Genomic DNA, 24,406 nt, shown 5'->3' with positions numbered 1-24,406 from the left:
GCGCATAAAGCGCCCCTTTTCATTATCAGCTAATGTCTCGATTATAGGTCGATAACATCAAACTCTACGAGTGGTGATACATCTGCATCATAGTCCACACCGTCAACACCGAAACCAAATAGCTTCAAGAACTCTTCTTTGTACTCAACGTAGTCAGTTAGCTCTTTCAGATTTTCAGTTGTGATTTGTGGCCAAAGTTCTGCACAGTGCTTCTGGATATCATCACGCAGTTCCCAGTCATCTAGACGTAGACGATTCTTTTCATCGACCTCTGCAGCGCTACCATCAGCTTTGTAAAGACGCTGAGAGAACATACGGAAGATCTGCTCCATACAACCTTCGTGGATACCCTCTTCACGCATCTTCTTAAATACCATTGCGATATAAAGAGGCATAACAGGAATCGCCGAACTTGCTTGAGTCACAACAGACTTAAGAACCGCTACATTGGCACTACCACCAGTTTTAGCCAACTTATCGTTAAGCTCGGTAGCGGCACGATCTAGGTCCATTTTTGCTTTACCTAGGGCGCCTTCCCAATAGATAGGCCATGTCAGCTCAGTACCAATGTATGAATACGCAACCGTCTTACAACCGTCTGCAAGTACACCAGCATCTGATAGCGCGTTAATCCATAGCTCCCAATCTTGGCCGCCCATTACAGTAACAGTATCTTCAATCTCTTGTTCTGTCGCTGGCTCAACACTTGCTTCAATGATTGTGTCTGAGTTTGTGTCTACTGCTGTAGAAGTGTAAGTCTCACCAATTGGTTTTAGCGATGAACGAATCAGCTCACCCGTTTCTGGAAGCTTACGTACTGGAGAAGCCAATGAGTAAACCACCATGTCGATTTGACCAAGATCTTCTTTGATTAAATCAATAACTTTTTGTTTTGCTTCGTTAGAGAAAGCATCACCGTTGATGCTCTTCGAGTACAAGCCTTCTTCTTTTGCTAGCTTGTCAAAAGCAGCAGAGTTATAGAAACCTGCTGTACCAGTCTTACGTTCTGTACCTGGTTTTTCGAAAAATACGCCGATTGTCGCCGCACCACCACCGAATGCCGCAGCGATACGAGAAGACAGGCCATAACCACTAGAAGAACCAACAACAAGTACACGCTTTGGCGCGTTTGCAATTGGTCCTTGAGCTTTGGTATAAGCGATTTGTTCTTTTACGTTTGCTTCACAACCTACTGGGTGAGTAGTAGTACAAATAAATCCACGAATTCTTGGTTTGATGATCATATTCAGTTCCTCAAAAAATCCCTAGTAGGATAAGAGTTTCAATCCCAGTTCGCATCTTATTTCTGTCAATTTCCTTGAATTTTCTAAGTGGTTGGAGCACTTTCGGCGCCTAATCCTCGATTTCTATAAAAAAAGCGCCCTATAAAAAGGCGCTTTTTGCAATTAACAAGAATAGTTTCTGTCCTAGTTAGGCAACACTATTCAACTTTGGTTTGGACTCTGAGTGCGTTCTTACTTCAGACATGTCATGGCTAAAGTGGTCAACTTGAATCGCTTTGTAGCGAAGAGCATCCGCTTCACGAATTCTAGCGACTTCTTCTTCAGTCAGAACATTAGCTTCAAGTGCTTGGTTCAATCGATCTTCCAATAGACCTTTCTTCGCCACTTTGCCTTCTTTCACACCAACAAACAGCTTTTTCTCTAGGTCACGAATGTTGTACATCGCGATAAAGGCGTTTTCCATAAGACCGACATTATCGTCCTCTTTTGGCCCGATGTAACATAGGTGAGTCAGGCGATCACGATGCGCACCCGGTACCATCATACTTTTTGCTAGTTTCAACCCTAGATCGTCTGATGGTTTCTCAAAATGGTTACCAATCGGGAATAATAGACCTTTCAAAGTCACCCCTGCCCATCGTGCTGGGAAGTTGCGGTAAGCTTCGTTCAGTGACTTCGCTGCATGGTAGAAACAATGTTGAACCGAGTAATGAACGTAATCCAAGTCAGCTTGTTGACGACCATCATCTTCATACTTCTTCAACGCCGCAGAGGCCATGAACAGGTAAGCAAGACCGTCACCTAAACGTGCTGAGATCATCTCTTTACGTTTCAGATCACCACCCAATGTCAACATGGCAAAGTCGGCACTCACTGCTAAGGCTTTACTTAGGCGAGTTAGGTCTTTGTAGTAGCGTTTCGTTGGACCACTCATATGAGCACCGACAAATGCAGAACCCGTTAATGCTGCAGTAAAGGCACCCAAGGTGTTTTTAGTTGCATGACCGATATGTTTGAACAGTAACTTATCAAAGTCCTCAGCAGCCTGTTTTTCATCAGGGTTAGCTGCCGCTTCCATCTCTTTAAGGACATATGGATGACAACGTGTTGCGCCCTGACCAAAGATCATCAAGTTACGAGTGAGGATGTTTGCACCTTCTACTGTGATAGCTACCGGGATACCCAAATAGCTCGAAGCAAGGTAATTCATAGGACCATCTTGGATGGCACGTCCAGCGTGAATATCCATAGAGTCATTGAGAATAGTACGTGCCATCTCAGTCATATGGTATTTGGCAATCGCTGTAACGATTCCTGGTTTTTCCCCCATATCCAGCGAGGTAGTCGTTAATGTTCGAGTCGCTTCAAGTAGGTAGGTTAAGCCACCAATACGGCCCATAGCTTCTGCTACACCCTCAAACTTACCGATAGACATACCAAACTGTTTACGAACATAAGCGTAAGCACCCGTTGTTCGTGTTGTTAGGTGTCCAATAGCGGTACCTAGTGCTGGAAGTGAGATACCTCGACCTGCGGACAGACATTCAACCAACATTCTCCATCCACGACCAGCATACTCTTGACCACCAATCAGCCAATCCATTGGGATAAATACATCTTTACCACGTGTCGGACCGTTCATGAATGCCAAATGCAATGGGTCATGACGCTCACCGATCTCAACACCTTTATGGTCTGCTGGAATCAGTGCACAAGTGATACCGATATCTTCTTTGTCACCCATAAGTTTGTCGGGATCGTGCAATTTGAAAGCAAGACCCAACACAGTCGCAACTGGTGCAAGCGTGATATAACGCTTATTCCAATTAAGGCGAATCCCTAATACTTCTTTGCCTTCATGCTCGCCATAACAAACGATACCTTTATCTGGGATACCGCCAGCGTCAGAACCCGCTTCAGGGCCCGTCAATGCGAAACATGGGATATCAGTACCGTCAGCCAAGCGTGGCAACCAATAATCTTTCTGCTCTTGCGTTCCGTAGTGAGACAGAAGCTCACCCGGGCCTAGTGAGTTTGGAACCATAACCGATACGGCAGCACTAATACTGCGAGTCGCAATTTTAGTTACAATGGTAGAGTTCGCTAGTGGCGAGAACTCTCTACCGCCAAACTTTTTAGAGATAATGAGAGAAAAGAAACGCTCTTTACGCAAGTATTCCCATACTTCTTTCGGTAAATCGCGGTCTTCTTTCACGATTTTGTTGTCATCTAGCATCTCTAGCAGTGTTTCAAGCTCATTGTCCATAAAGGACTGCTCTTCTGCTGACAGCGTCGGCTTGGGGTACTGGTGTAGTGTTTTAAAGTTAGGCGTTCCAGAGAATAACTCTCCATCCCACCATACGCTCCCTGCTTCCATTGCTTCTTTCTCGGTTGCCGATAGTGGTGGCAATACCTTCTTAAACATTTTGAATGCAGGGTCACTTATCCATTTTCTTCTCAGAGAGCTCATGATACCTATCCTTTTGTTCAGATTATTTCTTGTTATTATTTGGGTTATTAGTTTGATTAAGGTTTTAGCTTGGTAGTCATTATTCCGCCGCTACACCTGCAGCGAGATAGGGAATTATTTGGTTGATGATTGCTTCTGCGTCTACTTCTTTATCAAAGGAACTCAAAGCAATTTCTGATAATGCTTGACTCGATGCCATAGTGAATACGCATGTACCCAGTGTTAGGTGCAAACGCCAAAACAGGGTTTCTGCATCTAACTTTGGATTCGCTTTCATCACGGATTGAGTGAACATCGCTAGCGCTTCGGTGTACCGAGTAGTGATAAACCAGCGCAAGTGGCCTTGAACATCAGTATAGCCACGTCCAACTAGCGACATGAATCTGCTCGCTCCTCCCGGCTTCACTTGGTTCAAGCTAAGCAAAGGTGACTTTAGCGCACCAAATACATCGGCCATTGTGTAGTGCTCACGCTCATTCAGTTCGTAGAGCGCCGCTTCTACAGCTGGCATAAACGCTTCTAGATAACGATTAAGTACTGCTCGAACCAGAGTTTTTTTATCGCCAAAATGATAGTTCACGGAGGCTAAATTCACGTTAGCCTTGCTAGTGATAGTTCGTAGAGAGGTATCGTTGAATCCATGCTCAGCGAACAGTATCTCTGCGACATCGAGAATCTTATCCTTGGTAGTTACTCTATTGGTCATTTCAATCATCCGTATCAAACACATGTTTGAATATACTCTCGCAACAGCAAGATAACAAGTGATTAACATCAAACTTTTTAATAAACACGCAAGACTGGTCGGATAAGGTTTATAACCACCTGTTTTCATTAAACTTTGAAAATTTTCTAAAAAAACGTGTTTTTTTAATGAACTAACTCATCGTTATCGGGTCTATTTAAGTGTTATCAACAATGACTTGTTTTACCGACATGACACTGATTTCCATTGTTATTGTTGATGACATATGCTGCTTTTTCTTATTAACTCCTATTTTTGTATCCGCCCAAACCAACATTGGTTTGGGCTTTTTTTATCCGTTTTTCAAACATAAAAAAACCCAGCCTAAGCTGGGTTTGTGTAATCATAGTTTCTGGCAGTTAGTATTGAACCTTCGGTTCTGGCGCCTCTTCTTTAGGAAGCGAGAAGTTAAGCAATATGTAGCCAAGAACAGCTGCTGTTGTTGAGCCCATCAAAATGCCCAATCTAGCGTATGTATCAAACTCGGGGCTCACTCCAGTAAACGCCAGAGATGATATGAAAATCGACATGGTGAAGCCAATACCACACAAAACAGATACCGCAAACACCTGCTTAAAGTCCACACCATCAGGCAGTTTTGCCACACCAAGTTTCACTGCTAACCAACTAAAGCTGAAGATACCTAGTGGTTTACCAACCAAGAGACCTAGCGCAATACCAAGTGGCAACATCGACGTTAGACCCGACATTGACACGCCTTCCAACGAGATGCCAGCATTGGCAAACGCGAAGATAGGTAGAATCAAAAATGCGACGTATGGATGAAGCGCATGTTCTATATGTTTCAGCGGTGACTTTTCGCCTTCATTGCCTTTAAGAGGAATAGCAAAGCCTAAAACCACACCAGCCAAGGTTGCGTGCACTCCAGAGGCCAATACGCTCACCCAAAGAACCGCACCAACCAAGAGGTAAACAGGTATGCTTGTCACCTTCTTCGCATTCAACATGAACAACACGGCGGTCATTATAAAGCCAATAGTTAACGCCAACGTAGACAGATCGCTGCTATAAAACAACGCAATAATAACGATAACGCCTAAGTCATCAATGATAGCAAGCGCGAGTAGGAATACTTTCAGAGCTACAGGGACACGCTTACCCAGCAACGCCATAATACCTAAAGCAAACGCGATATCCGTTGCTGCTGGGATTGCCCAGCCACTCATAGCTTCAGGATCACCCATGTTAAACAGTACATAAATAAGTGCTGGAGCTAACATGCCACCAACTGCGGCAATCGCAGGGAAGATAGCAGTCTCTCTAGACTTCAATGCACCTTCCAGTAGCTCACGTTTTACTTCCAAACCGATCAGGAAGAAGAAGATCGCCATCAAACCATCGTTGATCCAGTGTGAGATAGACAGACCAAACACGTAGGTATGAAGCACGCCTTGATACATTTCGTTCAATGGAGAGTTTGCGACGAACATAGCGATCGCAGCAGCAATAACGAGGATGATACCTCCAGCTGACTCCATCTTGAAAAAATTACGAATGACGTCATTCATGTTGTAAAGCCCTTAATAGTTATTCATCTTGTCAGAATGTTAAAAATTGTATATCTAGTTAATTTTCAGAAAAAATCGATTCTACGGAGTTTATACTAAGGAATTTCCGAAATATAAAACTAAACCGTTCGAGATATCCTCACAAGTAATGGCCGTGTTAGATAGAAGTATAGTGCATAGATGAGCAGCTAGTCATTGATAAATTCAATCACTTAGCTGTAGTCAATATCATTTGAGAGTTGAAGGCAGAAGAGAATTAGTAACAGATTGTTACTTGTAACTATATAACAACAAAAAGGTTTTTCTTACCTAATAACCACTAAGTTGCATAAAGCCAATGGCAGAATCTGAACCTTTGGCCGTAACTGACCCTTGCCATTGTGGTACGACGAAATTCACCCAGTTATCTCGCTTACGAGCATTAATAACCAAGTCGACATTTTGGCTGGGGATTTGTAGATTCCAGGATAGAGGCACACGAGTTCCTGACGCAAATTCCGTATAGTTGAGTGCCTTAAGTATGATGTCCTCCGATGGGATGTTAATGATGTTACCTTTAATATCAATCAAAGCAGCCGTGGTATAGGGCATATTGTCTTTGTAACGATATTGGCTCACCTGTAGCGCTTCAGTATCGCTCAGCCAAAGAAGAAAGTTATCTTCGCCGACATAATTTGCACCAACAAGCTCACTACCCCACTCTTTACTTAACCAAGCGCGGCCTGTCACTTTCAGCACCTTACCATCTGATAGGGTCAACTCTCCTGTTGATGCAACAAACGGCGATTCAAAAGTATAAGATGCGCGAGGGAGTAGATCATGTTTGGCGTGGTAGCCATTTTCGCCAATAAGAGCATATGGCCCGGTTTGTTTTAACTGAAGATTCACACTGAAGTTATCGCTGGATAAGCGCAGATTCCCGGGCAGTGGCTGATTAGACAGAGAACGCCAAGACCACTCATCAATCCAAACGCGAAATGGACGGCTAAGACCTCCCGCCTGACCGATACCACCACGAGCGATGCGCTGATCAGTAAACATTCCTAAATGGCTATTCATCACTAAATTTGCGATGTAGATCTGTGGATCTTGCCAACCCGTTGCAATACGGTCATCGCTGGCATAGCGAAAAAAGCGCCATCTTAGCCAGTATGCCTGACCAGATTCGTCTTTCAGCTGCACCACCATTTGCCACCATTCATGTTGGAATTCAGGATGAAAACGGAAGTCTCTTGGTAGCTCAACCTCTCGGTCGGGTAAAACAGGTTCAAAAACCTTACGACCTGGAGAACCAAATACAGTATTGATATAGGTCGCTTTAGTCACACTGGGCTTTGACTCGCGTGATTCCGTTAGCCAAATTGAAGTGCTAGCGACCACCACTACCAGCAAGCATGAGAAAATAAGCTTCTGCATACGATTCATCTATAACGCATCCCTTAACGAATGAATCGGTGTATTACGTATCAACTTCAGCACTGGTAGCGCTCCTGCAACTACCAAGGCCAACAGAGACCACAAACATGTGGTGAGATACTGCCATGGGACAATCTGCAGTTGTAAAGACCAACCGAACGACTGCTTGATCACAATATCCACAATCAGTTGCGCCAGTGCAATACCAAGCGGCATAGCAATAATGGCAGAGATAAGCCCAAACACCAGCAACTGTAAGCCACCCATTAACACTAGCTCTTTTGCCGAAATACCTAGACAGCGCAGTAATGAGGTATGACGTTGTCTAGAGATCTCCCCTGCTATCGTTGCAAAGAAGATACCAAACACAGCAATCACCAAAGTGATATTGCCCAGGGTGTCAGCAATCGCAAAAGTACGATCAAAGGTTGTCATTGCTTTAGCGTGAATAGACGTGTTGTCGTAAATCCGTTCACTGTTTAGCCTAAATGTCGATTGCAGGCGTCTTTCGACAAACAGCGATTGCGACTTATCATTAAGCACCGCGCCCAACGCCACATCACCAGAACCTTCTAAGTTGGCTAGCCAACGATTTTGCGATAACAGTACTTGATGATAAGGGTTTCCGTAATCATAGTAGACACCTATCACGTGCCAGTTCCCACCTAGTGGTGGGCCTAAATCGACATAATCGCCCGGACGAATATCTAACTTAAGTGCCATAGATTCGCTGATCATGACACTGCGAGAGTGGTGAAGATTATACCAATAGTTAGGAACAGCAATTTTAACAGTTAACGCGTCGCGTTCACCTTCTGAGTCACCCGTACTAACCACTTGCATCATGCCATGATCTGTCGGAATCTCCTCTTCCCAGCGCCACCAGACGCGATCAACTTCGGGCTGAGCTTCCAACCATTTACTCATGCGAACTGCATTATTGTTGGTTGGATAGACGTAAATATCGGCCGCAAGCCTTTGGGTTAACCATCGGTCAGTAGTATCTCTAAAACTACCAACCATAGTCTCAACCCCCATATTAGCAGCCATAGCTAACATAAAGGCCATATTGGCAACACCGCGGTAGCTCATACTGGCTGCCGCGTCCGCAAAGAACCAACGGACTTTCACCCAGCGGAGAGAGTACGAGAATAACGTGAAGATTTTCCAAGTAATAAACGGCGTAATCAATGCGACACTTAACAGCATCAAAACAATGATGGCATAACCTGAGTTCTGCGACTTAGGTGCTTGATAAATTGCAACTGCAGCCACACAAAATCCGCATGCTACAAACGCTTGCCATGTAAACTCTGCCCCGGTAAATCGCATTAACGATAGACGAGCAGAAAGTCGAATAGGTTGAGATTTCAAAAGTCGGACTAACGGCCAGCCGCACGAGACCACAGCACCAGTGAACGCCAATAAGAAGCTATATAAGCTCCACTGCCAGCTCCACTCAATGCTCAAACCAATGTTAGCATCATAAAGGTCATTCAAGCTCTGTGAAACCGCCGGAATCAACTGATTTGCCAATGCTAAGCCAAACAGATTGCCACCTAGCCAGCTCAAGAACACTAAAGCCGCTAGTTCAAGACACAAGGCTTGAGTCAACTGCCACCCCGAGACACCGACTTGGCGCAGACTACCAACCAAAGGCTGACGCTGAGCTAAAGACAACGACATCGCTTGATAGAAGATAAACAGGCCAACAACGAAAGACAGCATACTCATCGCAGACAAGTTGGTGTGGAATGCTTTAGTGAGCGACTCCAGTTCTGATTGTGAGCTGCGTGATAACGTCATACCATTTGGAATCATCTTACGAAGATTCTCAAGTTTGGCTGCACTCATCTCACCACAAGCAATTACAGACAACCCAGACGATTTTTTCATCGCACGGACTAAAGACATATCCGCTAAGATACGCGTGCCGCGAATACCTTTCTTAGAATCAATCTTGATAGGGCCTAACTGAATTCCATTATTGAGCGTCAACGTATCACCATTTTGCCAACCCTTAAGCTCGGCAAGATCATGACTCACAATAATTGTCGTCGGGACTTTTATCATATCTTGCGATGCGATATCGCCAATAGTGACGACATTACGCAGCTGCAATAAAGAAATTGGGTCTACACCAACTAGGTTAAGTTCCAAACCATCGACTGTAGTTACTTTTTGGATATCAAAAGGAACACATTGTTTGAACCCTTCGCGGCGCAGTTGGATATAGAAGCCTTGCGGAATTTTGGTTTCTGCGTGCTTAGGACGAATGCGGTATGGAACGGGATTAGCGAAAAGTTTTTCACCGCTTGCGTAAGCCTGTTTAGCGTGGTGGTTTATAGCCGTAACGCCAACTAATAACGATACACCAAGCGTTAAACCAAGCCAGACGAGAAGTATTTGTAGCGGGTGGCGACGATAATGGCCAAGTAGTGCTTTAACTACGGGCCATAACATGAAGTTGCCCCCCTTGAAGGCGGATAGAACCGTCCATGTGAGAAGCGACTTTTTCACTGTGGGTGACGACAAGCAAGGTACACTCTAGATGTCTTGTGAGTGAAGTAAGAAGTCGCATTACCGCTTCAGCGTTACGCTCATCCAAGCTACCCGTTGGCTCATCGGCTAGCAGGATTTTTGGCTCCATATAGAGCGCGCGAGCAATAGCCGCACGCTGCTGTTGCCCCCCAGAAAGCTCTTCTGGATAACGACCAAGCAACGCCATTAAATCTAAAGCGGATAAAATCTGACGCCAAAGCCCTCGATCTTCTGGCAGTCCTTTAATCTGTCTGCAGAATCGAATATTGTCGGCAATATTAAGAGTTGGTAGCAAATTGAACTGCTGAAAGATATGACCAATGTTATTTCTTCGATAAGCCGTTCTAAGACTTTCTTTTGCGTCATGCATAGCAAAATCGGGGTACCAGATTTCCCCAGAATCGACCTTATCGATGCCAGCGATTAAGTTAAGTAGTGTACTCTTACCCGAGCCACTTTCACCCATCAATGCCAGTTGTTCACCTTGCGACAGTGTTAGCTCTGCACTTTGCAATACAGGATGGAATTCTCCACCGTCAATATAGCCTTTACAAAGGTCTGACAACTTAAGCATTCAATCTCTTCAATCACTGGTAAATTTGGAGTGTGAATCTACACTAAATTTGCAGTTCTAGGAAGCAAATTTGGCCATAAAGCCCCTACATTGAGTCGGTTTAGCTCAATTTCGATTCAAGATATCGTTTTTTAAAAGAATTGGAATTTGGAACATATACGCGTGAAAACACCCTAATTAGCCATCATGTATTGTAAACAAATGAAGATAAACTAGAAAAATGTGTTAAATTTTATAGAGATAACAATTAAGAGAGATAACGGAATATGAAGCGCGTATTGGTATTAGGGGCGTCGGGTTATGTCGGTTCTCAGCTCATTCCTATCCTACTGGACCAAGGCTACGAAGTAACAGCAGCGGCTCGTCAAATAGACTACCTAAAAAGCCGTGTCGTCCCCCACTCGATGCTTAAGTTTGAGTATCTTGATCTCGCTAATCGAGACGCCACAATGGCACTCATTCCTAAGTTCGATATCGTTTATTTCTTGGTACATGGTATGGCTCATGGCCATGACTTTTTGGACTACGAGCTCTCTCTTGCTCAAAACTTCAAAGATGCGCTCGATATTGGTCATGTTGAACACGTCATCTATCTCAGCGCAATTCAACCTCAAACTGGTAATTCCGAGCACCTTGCAGCCAGAAAAGCAACCGGCAAGCTTCTTCGTACCAGTAAAGTGCCAATTACCGAACTGCGTGCAGGTGTTATTATAGGCCCCGGCTCTGCCGCTTACGAAATCATGAGGGATTTCGTCTATAACCTACCTATCTTAATCGCCCCCAAATGGGTGGACTCCAAAGCGAATCCTATTGCTTTACAAAACCTCAATTATTACCTAATCGAACTGGCTAAAGAGACATCACCCGATTCAATTATTTATGAGGTTGGTGGCCCCGATACCTTGTCTTACCGCGAGCAGTTCGCCGTTATTTGCAGCAAAATAAACAAACCACTACGACTCTGGTCAACGCGATTTCTTACACCTAAACTCGCCTCATACTGGCTCGGTGTTGTAACTTCGGTTCCTTCAAGCATTGGCAAAGCATTATTGGCAGGGCTAGAGCATGACTTTATCGCCGATTCTCAAGCAATCAGAGCTCGTTACCCACAAGATATGGTTTCCTACTCTGACTCAGTCTCAGAAACCATAGAAAAAGAAGGTACCTTTGTTCGTAGCAATGTTTGGGGCTACGACCCTGCGGCATTAACGCGATGGCAAGCAGGATTTGGCTATTACCCAAAGAAGACTGGGGCCAGCTATTTCACTGATAAATCCACTGAGCAGCTTTGGGAGGTCGTCAAACAAATCGGCAGTCCGAAAGAAGGCTATTTCTTTGCTAACACACTGTGGCGCACTCGAGAATGGTTAGATGTACTGTTTGGTGCAGGAAGACCAATAAGGCGCTCACCTGAAGGACCAGAATTAAAAGTGGGTGACTTTATCGATTCATGGAAAGTCATTCGATGTGACAAGCCGCATTTTCTGTCACTATTGTTCGGAATGAAAGGCCCTGGACTGGGGCGACTGGAATTCACCATTACTGATCATGGCGACAAAAGAGAAATCAACGTGACTGCGTGGTGGCACCCGCAAGGATTCAAAGGTCTGCTTTATTGGTTTGCAATGATGCCTGCACACTTGTTCATTTTTAAAGGAATGGTAAGGGCGATCTGTCGCAAAGCCTAGTCGTTACAAATACTTCAACCTCTATGCTTTGCGACAATTATACTCTCATACTACTAAGCTTTAACTTAAGCTTTAAATGACAGAGGGATTTCAGCTAGCTGTGTCCCTTTGTTCATTGGATAAATAAGATATTCGCCGTGATACTTTACTTTCGATTTGTAATCAGTGCGTTTGTGGAGCATAAAGCCAGCCTCGTACGCTTTAGTCACAAACTCCGCATGATTACCACGTACAAACCAACTCATCGGCTTCACCAGGTTTTCTGCATCAAAGCAGTCGTCACATTGATTCGCGCACAGTGCGAAAGAGTTATGACCATCGGTGAAGAATTGAACTTTACTGCCATCAGTCAGAATCTCTGAGGTGCAGACACCCCAACCCGCCGCTTCCATGTCTTCAATAAACTGTTCAATCTTTGCATCAGTTACTGGTTGTACGTCACCAGAAAAAAACTCAGCATAGTAAGCAGAAATGCGCTTAAACAAAGGTTCAAGCATTGAATCATTACCCTTGGAACGCCCAGATTTCTGCCATTGAATTAGGTTAGCACTGGTCGTTTTCCCAAAACGCTGAGTTTTTATCGCTTTTGTTACCCATCGAACAAGAAAGTGATTGTTAGTCACTGGAGAATTAATCAATTTGCCTGAAGCATGCTCATTCGCCAATTCTTCAAGTGCACTGTTTACGACTTTTTGGATCTCTGAATAGTAGTCAGACATTATGCTTTTTTCCCAAACGTCCAATATAAGGCGGCGGATAATACCGAACAAATAGCCATTAATGCAATCATAGGCCAAACTGTTCCACCCGGAAGCATTGCCACAATCGCTCCAATGACAGAGCCAGTACCAAATCGCAATGTTCCTGCAAGTGAAGAAGCCGTGCCCGCCATCGTTGGATAACCGCTTAACAACAAGCCCATTGAATTACTACCGATGGTCGACAGCGTACCAATAAATAACATAACGAAAGGAACCGTGCCCCAAATCCCAAGATCTAAAATACCACTCGCTAAAAGTCCTAGACCTGCGAACAGCTGAATGCTTAGCCCAAAACGAAGCATGCCATGTAGGCCAACTTTCTTCACCATACGGCCATTAATGCTGGTCATGATGATCATTGTGACAATGTTCAGGCCAAACAGATATCCAAACTGATCTGGCGTCACACCATAGATATCAATATAGACAAACGAGCCCGCGGTAAGAAAGGCAAACATACCAGCAAACGAAAACGCTCCAGAGAACATCAGTCCCATCGCGACCGGATTCTTGCACAACCTCAGGTAATTTCTGATCGTGGTTCGAAAACGAAGTGGTTGTCGATTTTCTGGAGCTAGAGTCTCCGGAATTTTCCAAAGTACCGCTGCTATTACCACTCCAGAAAATGCTGTCAGCACCCAAAATATCGAACGCCACCCAAACCAGACCGCCAAATGGCCCCCTATCATAGGCGCCACTAACGGAGCCAAGGTAATGACTAAGGTGACAAAAGACATGGTACGCGCGAAATCTTCCTTATCGAACATGTCGCGAACCACAGCTTGGATAATGACCGCTGCCGCTGCACCCGCAAAGCCTTGGGCAGTACGAATATAAGTTAAAGATTCAATGGTCGTCGCGGTGGCTGATATCGCTGAAGCAACGCCAAAAAAGAACACACCAAATAGCAGGATCGGCCGGCGACCAAAACTATCAGCGAGAGGACCATGTAAAAGTTGGCCGATAGCAAATCCGGCAGTGTATACCGTTAATGTAATCTGAACAGCCCCGGCTGTTACCCCTAAATCTTGTGCGATAGTTGGCATCGCGGGCAAGTACATATCGATAGCAAGAGGCGTTAACGCGCCTATGGCTCCGAGAACTAGGAAAAGAACTAAACCTAGTTGAGGTATGTCGGGCTGCGATACTGGTTTAGAACTCATATCGCTCCTAATGAAATCTTTATTTGTGTGCGATCCGTGCCAACAAATAAACAACCTAGACTCAATTTATCCCATTGAGTGAAGTGAGATAGCGCAACAACAGAGCGCTATCTTCGGGGTAACCGTAATATAAGGAAGGCTCTCAGAGTTCGAGAGTAATGACTCATTACGGGTATTACTTTTACTCTGGACGAGTAGACGTTTTATCTATCAAAACAGTTTATTAGTATTACTTTTTCCAGACAGAGTCAATTTCTTCTTGAGTGAGATATCGATACTCTCCTGGCTCAAGCATTTCATCAAGAACAATGTCACCGACGCTTTCACGGTGTAGACCTTCAACTTTATTACCTAGCGCCGCAAACATACGCTTGACTTGGTGATATTTGCCTTCGTGAATGGTTAATAACACTTCTTTTTCATCAATAATTTCAAGTTGTGCTGGCAGAGTTGGCGCTTTCTCATTTCTAAGTTCAATGCCTTCTTCGAATGCCTTGATGTAATTATCTTGCACAGGGTCTGCTAACCATACGCGATAAGTTTTTGCACATTTATGTTTCGGTGAGGTAATTCGATGAGACCACTGACCATCGTCTGTAATTAACACCAAACCTGTTGTATCAACATCTAAGCGACCTGCAAAATGAAGGTTCTCCATTTTGACCTCATCGAGCAACACAAACGCTGTGTGATTAAAGCCATCTTCATGAGAACAAACAAAGCCATCTGGTTTGAATAACATGATATAACGCGGACCCTGCATGCGGACCTCTCTATCTTGCCATTCGACACTGTTATCTTCAGTGACTTTAAATGCACCGCTCTTTTGTACTAAGCCATCAACGGTAACATCACCGGATTTAATGATTTTTGTTGCTTCTTTACGTGTTGCGCCTAAAGCGTCACACAAAAACTTATCTAAACGCATGAATACCTCGTTTTCATTTCGTGAGGTATTATAGAGCGGTTTTTTGAAATGTAGAGTAAAACTGAGCCGTATGTACACGCTTCGCCCCTACCAAGCCGATTCTGTTAAAGCTGTTATCCACTATTTCCGCAAAAACGACACCCCCGCGGTGATCGTATTGCCCACTGGGGCTGGAAAAAGCTTAGTTATTGCCGAACTTGCAAGGCTAGCGCGAGGTCGTGTTTTGGCTCTAGCGCACGTTAAAGAGCTCGTAGAACAAAATCACGCAAAATACGAAGGCTATGGACTCAAAGGCTCTGTTTTCTCTGCCGGCTTAGGTAGAAAAGAGACATCCGAACAAGTGGTGTTCGCCTCCGTTCAATCAGTAGTTAGAAACTTGGATGCATTTGCCAATCAATTTTCACTGCTTGTTATCGACGAATGTCACCGTGTACCAGAAACCAAAACATCAAGCTATCAAAAAGTGATCAGCCACCTATGCGAGATTAATCCTGGAATTAAGATCCTTGGTTTAACTGCAACCCCCTATCGTCTTGGCGTTGGCTGGATCTATCAATATCACACCAAAGGACTGGTTCGCAACGACGAAGCTCGTTTCTTTAAAGATTGTATCTTCGAGCTTCCTATCCAATACTTGCTCGATGAGGGCTTTTTAACACCTGCGAAACTGATCGACGCTCCGGTCCTTAGCTACGACTTTTCTCAGCTCAAACCTACCAGTATGGGTAAATACAAAGAATCTGAAATGGATCTTGTTATTGAGCAATCAAAACGTGCAACACCGCAAATTGTGGAGCAAATAAAACGCTATAGTGAAGACAAACAAGGTGTCATGATTTTCGCTGCGACGGTTCGTCATGCGCAGGAAATCCTGTCGCTGCTACCGAGTGAAAACAGCCAAATTGTCATTGGTGATACGCCAACACCTGAGCGCGACGCTATCATCAGTGACTTCAAAAATCGTAAGATCAAGTTCTTGGTTAACGTTTCGGTTTTAACTACTGGATTCGATGCGCCCCATGTTGATCTGATTGCAATTCTTCGTCCAACCGAATCCGTCAGTTTATATCAGCAAATCGTTGGCCGTGGTTTACGATTATCAGAGGGCAAGTCAGAGTGTCTCGTTCTAGACTATGCGGGCAACACGTACGATTTGTATCAACCTGAAGTCGGCAACCCTAAACCTGATTCTGATTCCGAAATTATCACCATCCCCTGCCCTGCGTGCGGGTTCAATAATGACTTCTGGGGTAAACTCGATGCCAATGGTTTTTTAATTGAGCACTTTGGTCGCAAATGTCAGGGCTATTTCACCGACGAAGAAACCGGAGAACGTGAACACTGTGACTATCGCTTTAGAGCCAAGTACTGCTCTGAATGCGGCGCGGATAACGATATCGCCGCGCGAATCTGTCACGAATGCGACGCCACTTTGGTAGACCCAGATAAAAAACTCAAAGAAGCCCTTAACCTCAAAGACGCGCTAGTCTTCGAATGCACCGACATGAACCTTGTTGTTCATAAAGATGAAAAAGGTAAAAACAGTCTTAGAGTTAACTATATTGGAGAGAACGATGCCCAAGTCAGCGAGTTTTGGTCATTAAATACCAAAAAGCAGAAAGAATCGTTTCTCGCTAAGTTTGTACGCCCACATTTGGCCGACAAGCATCGTGAGTTTGATGCCACTTCGCCAACAAAAGTCGTGAACAATCAACATCGTTTCCGATTGCCCGCATTCGTCATAGCCAGAAAAAGTGGTCGATTTTGGAAAATGAGAGACAAAGTTTTTGACGACGAACTGAACTAATCACTGTTCAGCTTTCATTCATGTTTGCAAATGTATATTTTAACTATGTTGAAAATATTGGGTCTCCGCCATGCTAAATAAAACCAAACAGACAATATCTATCGTCTCGCTCTCCCTATTATTGGCAGTACCGCTTAGCGCCCATGCCGAATTTTTCTTAGACTCAAGCAAACCAAGTGGTCACGACCTCGTGCAGGATGTGCAACCGGATGGTGCCCGCATTGAGTTTGAAGAGGACCAAGACGAGGTCTATGACGCTGTACAGCAAGGGCTTATCAAACCATTTTCTGAGTTGTTTGCGACGGTAGAACGCGACCTCAATGGTCGAGTGATCAAAGTCGAACTAGAAGAAGACGACGATGAGTGGATTTACGAGCTAAAATTGCTTCATGAACAAGATGTTATTAAAGTCGAATATAACGCCACCACACTGGAGATGATGGAAATCAAAGGCCATAATCTTCAAAGAGTCATAAGAAAATAAAATAGAGAACAATAATGAAAATTCTTGTCGTGGAAGATGACCCAAGACTGGGTGAACAAATATTAGAAACTCTAGAAAGCGCAGGTTGGGTGCCAGAACTTGCCCAAGACGGAATCGATGCGCTTTACCGCGCTACGTCAGAAGAGTGGGATGCTATTGTTTTGGATTTAGGACTTCCTAAGATTGATGGCTTGACGGTACTTAAAGGCATTCGAGACGAAAACATTAACACACCAGTCGTCATTCTTAGCGCACGTGACACTTTAAGTCAGCGCGTTGAGGGCCTAAATGCTGGTGCAGATGATTACCTTACCAAGCCATTTGAGATGATTGAGCTTATTGCACGTATCCGAGCTCAACTACGACGCGCTTCTGGCAACGCCTCTCCGTTGATGCAAGTCGGTGACTTAAGCTTAGATACACGAACTTCAAAAGTAATGTGGCAAGGTAACGCAGTAAGCTTAACCGCACTGGAATATAAGGTCGTTGCTTACTTTATGCATAATGCCGACAAGGTCATTTCTCGTACTGAGTTAGTCGAGCATATCTACAAACAAGACTTTGATAGAGACTCAAACACAATTGAAGTGTTCATCGGTAGAATCCGTAAAAAAATCGCTCCCAAAATCATCAAAACCGTACGTGGCTTAGGGTATCAACTTAATGCCTGATATTAGCGCGACTCGGCTCAAAACAGAGTTCAAGCGACTCAGTCTAAAAACGCGATTATTGCTGGCAGCCACCTTGTGGTTGTCAGCCATGATGATCGCCGCCGGTATTCTCATTCCAGGTCTAGTCCGTGATTACCTTAGTCAAGACTTAGAAACTAAGCTTGGACTGACTATGGATGAAATCGCCGCTAATCTAGAAGTGAATAAACAAGGACAACTGGTTTTACAAACTCGTCTTTCAGACCCACGCTTTAATCAGCCATACAGTGGTATGTACTGGAGCGTCGACAGTGGTTCAGACAAACTACGCTCTCGATCTTTATGGGATCGCACCATTCGAATAAAGAATGAGAAACACAAAGCAACTTACTTCGGTGCCAAAGACGAGAAACTTATTGCCATAAAGCGAACAGTCTTCTTACCCGATATAAGTGACGGCGTCACAATAATTATTGGCCAAGATGAAGATCGTATCGATGACACCTTAAATTTACTGACAGGCCAACTTTGGTTGATCTTAGGTGTTCTTTCCATTGGTATTCTGACTTTAGTGGTAGTTCAAGTCAGCTGGTCACTCAGACCTTTAGGGAAGATGCAGAAAGAACTGAAACTATTAAAAACGGGTGAGCGACAAACACTGGACGAACAATATCCCAAAGAAATTGCCCCACTCGTAAGCGACCTCAATGCCTTATTGTTCCACTATCAAGAGTTATTAGCGCGCGCACGTAATCACGCAGGTAACCTCTCGCACGCACTCAAAACACCGCTCTCGGTGTTAAAGAATGAGTTACACCAACTTTCAGAACAAGACCGACAGAGGCTACAACCCTCGATAGAGCAGATTCAAGCACATATCGATTACCATTTGGGTCGAACTCGAATGGCAGGCGCAATGAATATTCTCTCTGTTAAGTCATCACCGAGTGAACGCGTCGATGCGATTTCATTGGCTTTCGATAAGGTTTATGCTCAGCGCGATATCGCTTTGGTGAGCGAACTGGATACCGATCAATACGTAGCAGTAGAAAAAGCGGACCTCGACGAGATGCTTGGCAACCTACTAGAAAATGCCTACAAATGGGGTAACAGCTTCATCCGCGTATATTCCGAACTGCTCGATAATCACGAGATCGCTATCATCGTCGAAGATGATGGCCCCGGCATACCTCAAGAGAAGCTAAAAGAAGTGCTGAAACGTGGAGTTCGCCTAGATGAAACGATACCCGGCACCGGTTTAGGGCTTAATATAGTCAATGAGATGGCGCATAGCTATCGAGGTGATTTAGCTTTGGAATCGAGCAAATTGGGCGGTTTACGAGCAGTCCTTAAACTGCAACGTGCAAAAGAGTAAAAATTGTAACGTTATAAGCGATTTGCTATTGCTCCGCCTAGATTTGAATGTTAGTATCCGCGCTCGTTTTGAATGTATCGATTCGATACTTCGGAACGGCTATAGTTTTGACTAGGTCGCTACGTCAAAACAGTTACTTTAATTTTACTATTTTGAGAGTAAATACTATGAAATTCGAAGCAGTAGTACGTACTGAACTAGGTAAGGGTGCGAGCCGCCGCCTACGTCACGCTGGCCAATTCCCAGCAATCGTTTACGGTGGTGAAGCAGCACCTGTTTCTATCGCTCTAAACCACGATGACGTGATCAACCAAATGGACAAGCCAGCATTCTACGAAGGCATCACTCTAGTGATCGACGGCGCAGAAGTTAAGGTTAAGCCACAAGACGTTCAACGTCACGCGTTCAAGCCAAAAGTTGAGCACATGGACTTCATCCGCATCTAATTCCCTACCAAGGAATTATTCGGATCAAATCCAAACCTTTTGCATAAAAAAGATTCTCGGCTTTACCAACCAAGAATTCTTGAAAAATTCGAAACCCCGATGCTACCAACATCGGGGTTTCACCGTTTTAAAAGGGAGCAAAACTCTCTTAACCTATGGTTAATAAAGACTTTTTACCCTTCTCTCTTCTTCGCACTCCCCTTCACGATCAGTAAAATTACAAAATAATTACAATATACAGTAGTTGAAAACCCCGGTTTCAGCCCCTACCATCAGGCTAGAAAAGTGAATAAACATTCAAAACATTGCCTAGCTGGAAAGCCATTTAGCCAACATACCAACACTCAATAAAGTGCCATTTTTCTTTAAGGGACGTCATTTGGGCTGCTTAATCCGCTTTCCTCTACTTTTTAGTCGCCACAATAAAAGCGTGATGTTTGCTGCTAATGGAGGCGCTTATGAAATATCGGACTTTGAAACCCCAACAATTTCTCGATGAGTTCTATCCCGACTCTGGGATTGGTATCCGCACTGTCTATAACTGGCTCGATCGCGGATTGCTCACCTTCGTCCTGACTCCCACAGGTAAAAGGCTGGTGGTCATCGACGAGTACGTCCTTTCTCTTACCGCTCGCACTGATCTATAAGCTTTGGTAAGACGATATGGGACGCAGACGCACCGCGCGCAATTCAGACCTTCCACCCTATCTCTATCGCTACAGAGATGCGCAAGGTCGAATCCGATTCCAGTTGGAACTCATCGATAAAACTCGTATCACGCTCCCGCCTGGCGTCTCGCCCCATATCGCTAAGATGCAAGCAACGAACTACAACATCCGTTACCGCGACACATCAGCTATTTTTGACCGAATAAGCGATGACGGCCACGCCAAGAAACCAACCGGGAGCCGCTTCAATGTTCCTTTAAGCGACGCTATTCAGATTGTGGATAAAGAAGTCGTACGAGAAGAGCTCTCCGACGGTTACTTACAAAAGTATCGAAGCACCATGGTTAAGCTTGAGAGCGAGTTAGGAGGAGTGCTAACACGTAACCTCAATTTAGAACTGGTCAATGAGTTTCTTGAAGAACACTACCAGTCTACGAGCGCTAAAAACTTCAATAACATTCTTGCTCATATTAAGAAGTTGGCGAGCTACCTCGCGGATAAGACCTACATCTTGGATAACTTCATGCGCAACAAAAAGAACCGAAAAATCACGCGCAGCGAAGGCAAGAAGACACGTCAGCCATTAACAATGGAAGACTTCATGGCGATTCATGACGCTGCCCCTACGTTTCTTAAAGTAGCAATGAGACTCGCTTTTGAAACGACTCATGCGGTGAAAGAAATCACGAGAATCAAACACACCATCCCCCGCCCTAAAGAAGGCGTATGTGGCATTGTTTGGAACGACAAACGCCAGCCAATGCGCATCAATGGTATCGAAGTGTATGGCACGCTCTACATCCACAGACAAAAATCCAGAAACCATGACAGCTCTCGGGTCGCTATCCCTGTGACTCGAGGCATTTATGAAACCATAGAACTAGCAAAAACCGATCGCCTTGTTTGCCCCTACGCAGTTAGACGACGTCCGCGCCAATCACAAAGAGGAACGGCGAAAGGCAACGATCACCCTTTTCAACTTGATAGCCAGTACCTGAGTAAAGCATTCAGTCGCGTTCGCGATGAAGTAGGTGTAAAAGCGAACCTACCAAAAGCCGAACGCCCGACTTTTCACGAGATACGCGGTTTGTCCGCTAGAGAGTTTGAACGACGCGGCTACAACCCAAGCGCACGAATGGCTCACAGCAATACTAAGACAACCGAAATCTACACAAAACAGGCTGAATTAACCTGGGTAGAGGTCGAACCACTCGATATTTGGGAAAATAATTGTGAAGTTCGTGTGCCTGCGCCCTGTAGATAGTGCAAAAAAATAAAATTGAGGAGAAAGACATGTCATATTCAATTGGTATTGTCGTAAACGTTGGAACAGGAACCGTTCCTTTTGCTGACATTTTACTTGCAGGTGATGCGAGCTCTACTCGCTTCTTCGGAGCAAATGCCTCGAGTTTAAAATGCCACGGAAGTGTCTATTTGAATAATATCTATTGGCGCTCCCATAAACCCGATTCCGAAAACATACTCCCCCTTTTGATTCCACTGCCAGAAGGCTACAAAAATAGAATGGCTAGCCTAAATGCCACCTTCATCGATGACTTTCTCAAGCTCAACAACTTTGTAGAAAAGGTGAGCCACCCAGCCTTAACACCCTTCGTTGAAAAACTGCAGCATGACGAAGGCTTGTTGGAAGCATTCATCACCATCCCTGCTAGTATGGACAATCATCACTCGTGTCCACATGGACTGTTAGCACATTCGGTAGAAGTTACCCAGCTTACGCTCGATCGCCTCTCCGCGCTCAATAAGTCTGACGAGGAAGTACAAGTAGGTATCATCGGCGCCCTTTTTCACGATATTGGCAAGTGCTTCCATGCTGCTTGTACAAACGAGCTTAAATACGTGCCAAATAGCCATGAAGAAAAAACCATGGTGATACTTGCCGAAGCAATAAGCGCACTCTACAGGTGGGAACCGAGCTGGCTTGACATTCTAGAGGCTTGCTGGGCGACAAGCGCGAGCGTTAGAAATGTGAGTAGCCCTATCGTAAGCATTGTTCGCAATGCAGATAAGGACTCTGCCTGCGACGACGACTGTGTTAGAAAGTTTGAGGGGATGCCTAGCCGGTTCTGGTTTAAAGTCGTGCGTGATAATGGAAAGGTCACTAGGTTTTTGCGTTCTAGAACGCCCCTTAAGCGTTTTGGGTAGAACACGTACGAGGTTAGGCGCACTTTAATCAGCTTTAATTGATGTTCCGTAAATTCGCATTCGTCGAGCATGCTAGCGAGATTTGACATAGCTCTCGCTAGCACGTTTCTGGACATAAACAATTTAGATTAATCACTCTATAGCGACAATTTTAGATTAGGTAATACCATGGTTTATGCGTTGCGCACCTGCCAATGTAGAGGCATGAAGCGCCGTAACATTGGCCTGGTTTTTCGAATTATTAGAGTCGATTGTTCACGAGTCGTTTCTCGTCATATTTGGCATCTGGCCCAACATACCAGACTCCCCAAAATGGAACGTCTCAAGCTGCGCTCGCGGCGTTGAGCTGGACTTGATCGAGCTTGTATGTAGAGCATCATCTTTCGTGTTGGCGGCGTAAAGCTGACCTGTGAATGGGATGCTTGTGTCGTAGTTTTCAAACCACCTTCCCATCGCTTCCGTCAACTCTTTATCTGATTTATCTACATGCGCCAAAAATGCGCTATGGTTTGCAAAGAGTCTTAAGTCATGGACTAAATTCGGGGTCTTTTCATCAGGAAATGCAGCGGCCATCAAGATCCCTGGAATTTTTTCATACCATAAATTACATACAGTCTGAAAAGAAGTCCCCAACTCTTTCATCTGGCCTGGTTTTACATAGCGCATTGTAAATCCAAATAATGCAGGGCCCTCTTCTCCTCCGCCATCAGCTTTAATAAAACCAGCCATGCTTTTCTTAAAATCGTAACGCACACATGGAATATTCTGAGTCTCAGCAAGTGTATCCTTATCCCAACCACCATACACAATCAGTGTATCAGGATCTTCTGCTGTACTTTTATAAGTAGCCCATAACGGTTCACTCTCAGTTGGTCGGCCCCAATCGTTAGCGAAAGCATTTGCACTCTTAACCCAGATAACATGCCAGTAAACCAATGGTTCTTCTTTGTCAGGAAATGCAAAGATAGCCTTAACGTCTGGATTGCTCTCGTAGACAGACTTGGAAAATGCTTGATATTGGATCTTAAACTCTTCTAACATGCCATCCTTGATACGACGCTTGCCGTAAATGATGACTGGCGTTGTTTCAGCCGCCCCAGTGGGAGCCTTTGCTTCACCACGCACCTGCGGAGCCGAGTTATCTATCTTTTCATTTTTTGCTAATTTCATATCTGCTCCAAGTAAAGCTTGTCTATCCTGTTCAACTCAGAAAATTTTGATTTTCACTAATTAAATTAGAGTTTTAGGTATAAAAAAACCCTCTGGAAATTTCACTCAGAGGGTTTTTTAAAGACGCAAAAAGCTACCCCCCGAAATCTATCATGGTGGTAGTGGTCGTGTTAATTGCGTTCACATAAATTCGTTTCATATTTTATGAATAACAAATCTTTTAAAACACAGCAAGCTTTCTTCAAAAAATTGTACTTTATTTTTGAGTATGGCGGTGAGTCATGGGGTACGAAGTCTAATGGACAATTCTGAGTTATGATTTCTTGTGAATACCGGGCATATAGATGAGAATACGTAGGGCAAAAGACAAGGCCTGCCCCATTTTACAAAGACGGTTGCAACTACTATAAAAACGAAAAAGCCATCCTTCATGAAAAGTGATGGCCAGTCATTTTAATTCGTTACTAGATTTTGACTATTTGGTATCCCCCTCTGGCAGGATTGTTGTCACTGTTAAAATTTAACCAGTATGGGCGGTATTGAGTAAACTTTGTCTCGTATACCAGCAGAAAGAAAAGAAG

20 protein-coding genes are annotated in these 24,406 nt (G+C 44.4%); 9 read left to right on the top strand and 11 right to left on the bottom strand.

All coding sequences use genetic code 11. The features are described 5' to 3' along the window. Positions 1 to 41: 41 nt before the first annotated feature. The 7 genes from fabV to L2W36_RS08395 all read right to left on the bottom strand — a co-directional run bounded on the left by fabV (position 42) and on the right by L2W36_RS08395 (position 10,519). Positions 42 to 1,244: an enoyl-ACP reductase FabV gene (gene fabV / locus L2W36_RS08425; RefSeq protein ID WP_236109798.1), complete on the bottom strand. Its 1,203-nt coding sequence runs from the start codon at positions 1,242 to 1,244 to the stop codon at positions 42 to 44. A 187-nt stretch (positions 1,245 to 1,431) separates the two neighbouring features. Next, positions 1,432 to 3,714, bottom strand: a complete 2,283-nt coding sequence (locus L2W36_RS08420; protein WP_006074740.1) for an acyl-CoA dehydrogenase — start codon at positions 3,712 to 3,714, stop codon at positions 1,432 to 1,434. A gap of 79 nt (positions 3,715 to 3,793) precedes the next feature. Then, positions 3,794 to 4,429, bottom strand: coding sequence for a TetR/AcrR family transcriptional regulator (locus L2W36_RS08415; RefSeq protein ID WP_081411584.1), 636 nt, complete (start codon positions 4,427 to 4,429; stop codon positions 3,794 to 3,796). 389 nt (positions 4,430 to 4,818) lie between these two features. Next, positions 4,819 to 5,988 carry a Na+/H+ antiporter NhaA gene (nhaA, locus tag L2W36_RS08410; protein WP_006074742.1) on the bottom strand — a complete coding sequence of 390 codons (1,170 nt, stop codon included), beginning with the start codon at positions 5,986 to 5,988 and terminating at the stop codon, positions 4,819 to 4,821. 309 nt (positions 5,989 to 6,297) lie between these two features. Beyond that, complete coding sequence (locus L2W36_RS08405) at positions 6,298 to 7,413, bottom strand: lipocalin-like domain-containing protein (RefSeq protein ID WP_236109797.1); 1,116 nt, start codon at positions 7,411 to 7,413, stop codon at positions 6,298 to 6,300. After that, positions 7,414 to 9,867, bottom strand: coding sequence for an ABC transporter permease (locus tag L2W36_RS08400; RefSeq protein WP_006074744.1), 2,454 nt, complete (start codon positions 9,865 to 9,867; stop codon positions 7,414 to 7,416). Next, positions 9,848 to 10,519 carry an ABC transporter ATP-binding protein gene (locus L2W36_RS08395; protein ID WP_006074745.1) on the bottom strand — a complete coding sequence of 224 codons (672 nt, stop codon included), beginning with the start codon at positions 10,517 to 10,519 and terminating at the stop codon, positions 9,848 to 9,850. Before L2W36_RS08395 ends, L2W36_RS08400 begins: the two co-directional genes overlap by 20 nt. Positions 10,520 to 10,785: 266 nt before the next feature. Between L2W36_RS08395 and L2W36_RS08390 the strand changes: the two genes are divergently transcribed. Next, positions 10,786 to 12,207, top strand: coding sequence for a DUF2867 domain-containing protein (locus tag L2W36_RS08390; RefSeq protein WP_236109796.1), 1,422 nt, complete (start codon positions 10,786 to 10,788; stop codon positions 12,205 to 12,207). 65 nt (positions 12,208 to 12,272) lie between these two features. Here the strand turns inward: L2W36_RS08390 and L2W36_RS08385 are convergent, their stop codons facing one another. From L2W36_RS08385 to rsuA, 3 genes are all read right to left on the bottom strand, one after another. Beyond that, on the bottom strand, positions 12,273 to 12,926 hold the full coding sequence (locus L2W36_RS08385; protein ID WP_062459382.1) for a DUF2913 family protein: 654 nt from the start codon (positions 12,924 to 12,926) through the stop codon (positions 12,273 to 12,275). Then, positions 12,926 to 14,131 carry a Bcr/CflA family multidrug efflux MFS transporter gene (locus tag L2W36_RS08380; RefSeq protein ID WP_062459378.1) on the bottom strand — a complete coding sequence of 402 codons (1,206 nt, stop codon included), beginning with the start codon at positions 14,129 to 14,131 and terminating at the stop codon, positions 12,926 to 12,928. Before L2W36_RS08380 ends, L2W36_RS08385 begins: the two co-directional genes overlap by 1 nt. Before the next feature lie 229 nt (positions 14,132 to 14,360). After that, the gene (gene rsuA, locus L2W36_RS08375) at positions 14,361 to 15,059 is read right to left on the bottom strand and encodes a 16S rRNA pseudouridine(516) synthase RsuA (protein WP_236109795.1); all 699 of its coding nucleotides are present in this window, start codon (positions 15,057 to 15,059) and stop codon (positions 14,361 to 14,363) included. Positions 15,060 to 15,129: 70 nt separating this feature from the next. Between rsuA and L2W36_RS08370 the strand changes: the two genes are divergently transcribed. The 8 genes from L2W36_RS08370 (at position 15,130) to L2W36_RS08335 (ending at position 22,655) form a co-directional block, all read left to right on the top strand. Next, positions 15,130 to 16,866: a DEAD/DEAH box helicase gene (locus L2W36_RS08370; protein WP_236109881.1), complete on the top strand. Its 1,737-nt coding sequence runs from the start codon at positions 15,130 to 15,132 to the stop codon at positions 16,864 to 16,866. Positions 16,867 to 16,936: 70 nt separating this feature from the next. Next, positions 16,937 to 17,350, top strand: coding sequence for a PepSY domain-containing protein (locus L2W36_RS08365; RefSeq protein WP_236109794.1), 414 nt, complete (start codon positions 16,937 to 16,939; stop codon positions 17,348 to 17,350). A gap of 14 nt (positions 17,351 to 17,364) precedes the next feature. Beyond that, on the top strand, positions 17,365 to 18,021 hold the full coding sequence (locus tag L2W36_RS08360) for a response regulator transcription factor (RefSeq protein ID WP_038230203.1): 657 nt from the start codon (positions 17,365 to 17,367) through the stop codon (positions 18,019 to 18,021). Then, positions 18,014 to 19,375 (top strand): ATP-binding protein, encoded by a 1,362-nt coding sequence (locus tag L2W36_RS08355; RefSeq protein ID WP_236109793.1) that lies wholly within the window; start codon positions 18,014 to 18,016, stop codon positions 19,373 to 19,375. The genes L2W36_RS08360 and L2W36_RS08355 overlap by 8 nt, the downstream gene beginning before the upstream one ends. A gap of 167 nt (positions 19,376 to 19,542) precedes the next feature. Beyond that, entirely contained in the window at positions 19,543 to 19,821 is a 279-nt protein-coding gene (rplY, locus tag L2W36_RS08350; RefSeq protein ID WP_006071740.1) for a 50S ribosomal protein L25, read from the top strand. A gap of 458 nt (positions 19,822 to 20,279) precedes the next feature. Further along, positions 20,280 to 20,468, top strand: a complete 189-nt coding sequence (locus L2W36_RS08345) for a hypothetical protein (RefSeq protein ID WP_038230201.1) — start codon at positions 20,280 to 20,282, stop codon at positions 20,466 to 20,468. A 16-nt stretch (positions 20,469 to 20,484) separates the two neighbouring features. After that, the gene (locus L2W36_RS08340; RefSeq protein WP_236109792.1) at positions 20,485 to 21,753 is read left to right on the top strand and encodes an integrase; all 1,269 of its coding nucleotides are present in this window, start codon (positions 20,485 to 20,487) and stop codon (positions 21,751 to 21,753) included. A 29-nt stretch (positions 21,754 to 21,782) separates the two neighbouring features. Next, positions 21,783 to 22,655 (top strand): HDIG domain-containing metalloprotein, encoded by an 873-nt coding sequence (locus L2W36_RS08335; protein ID WP_236109791.1) that lies wholly within the window; start codon positions 21,783 to 21,785, stop codon positions 22,653 to 22,655. A 255-nt stretch (positions 22,656 to 22,910) separates the two neighbouring features. Here L2W36_RS08335 and L2W36_RS08330 read toward each other — a convergent pair whose 3' ends face one another. Beyond that, positions 22,911 to 23,825, bottom strand: coding sequence for a hypothetical protein (locus L2W36_RS08330; protein WP_107166309.1), 915 nt, complete (start codon positions 23,823 to 23,825; stop codon positions 22,911 to 22,913). Between the last annotated feature and the right edge of the window lie 581 nt (positions 23,826 to 24,406).

The sequence above is a fragment of the Vibrio sp. McD22-P3 genome, assembly GCF_021568915.1.
In the GTDB taxonomy this organism is placed as follows: domain Bacteria; phylum Pseudomonadota; class Gammaproteobacteria; order Enterobacterales; family Vibrionaceae; genus Vibrio; species Vibrio mediterranei.
Note: the sequence above shows the minus strand (reverse complement) of the source record. Positions and strands in the feature narration are given on the sequence as shown.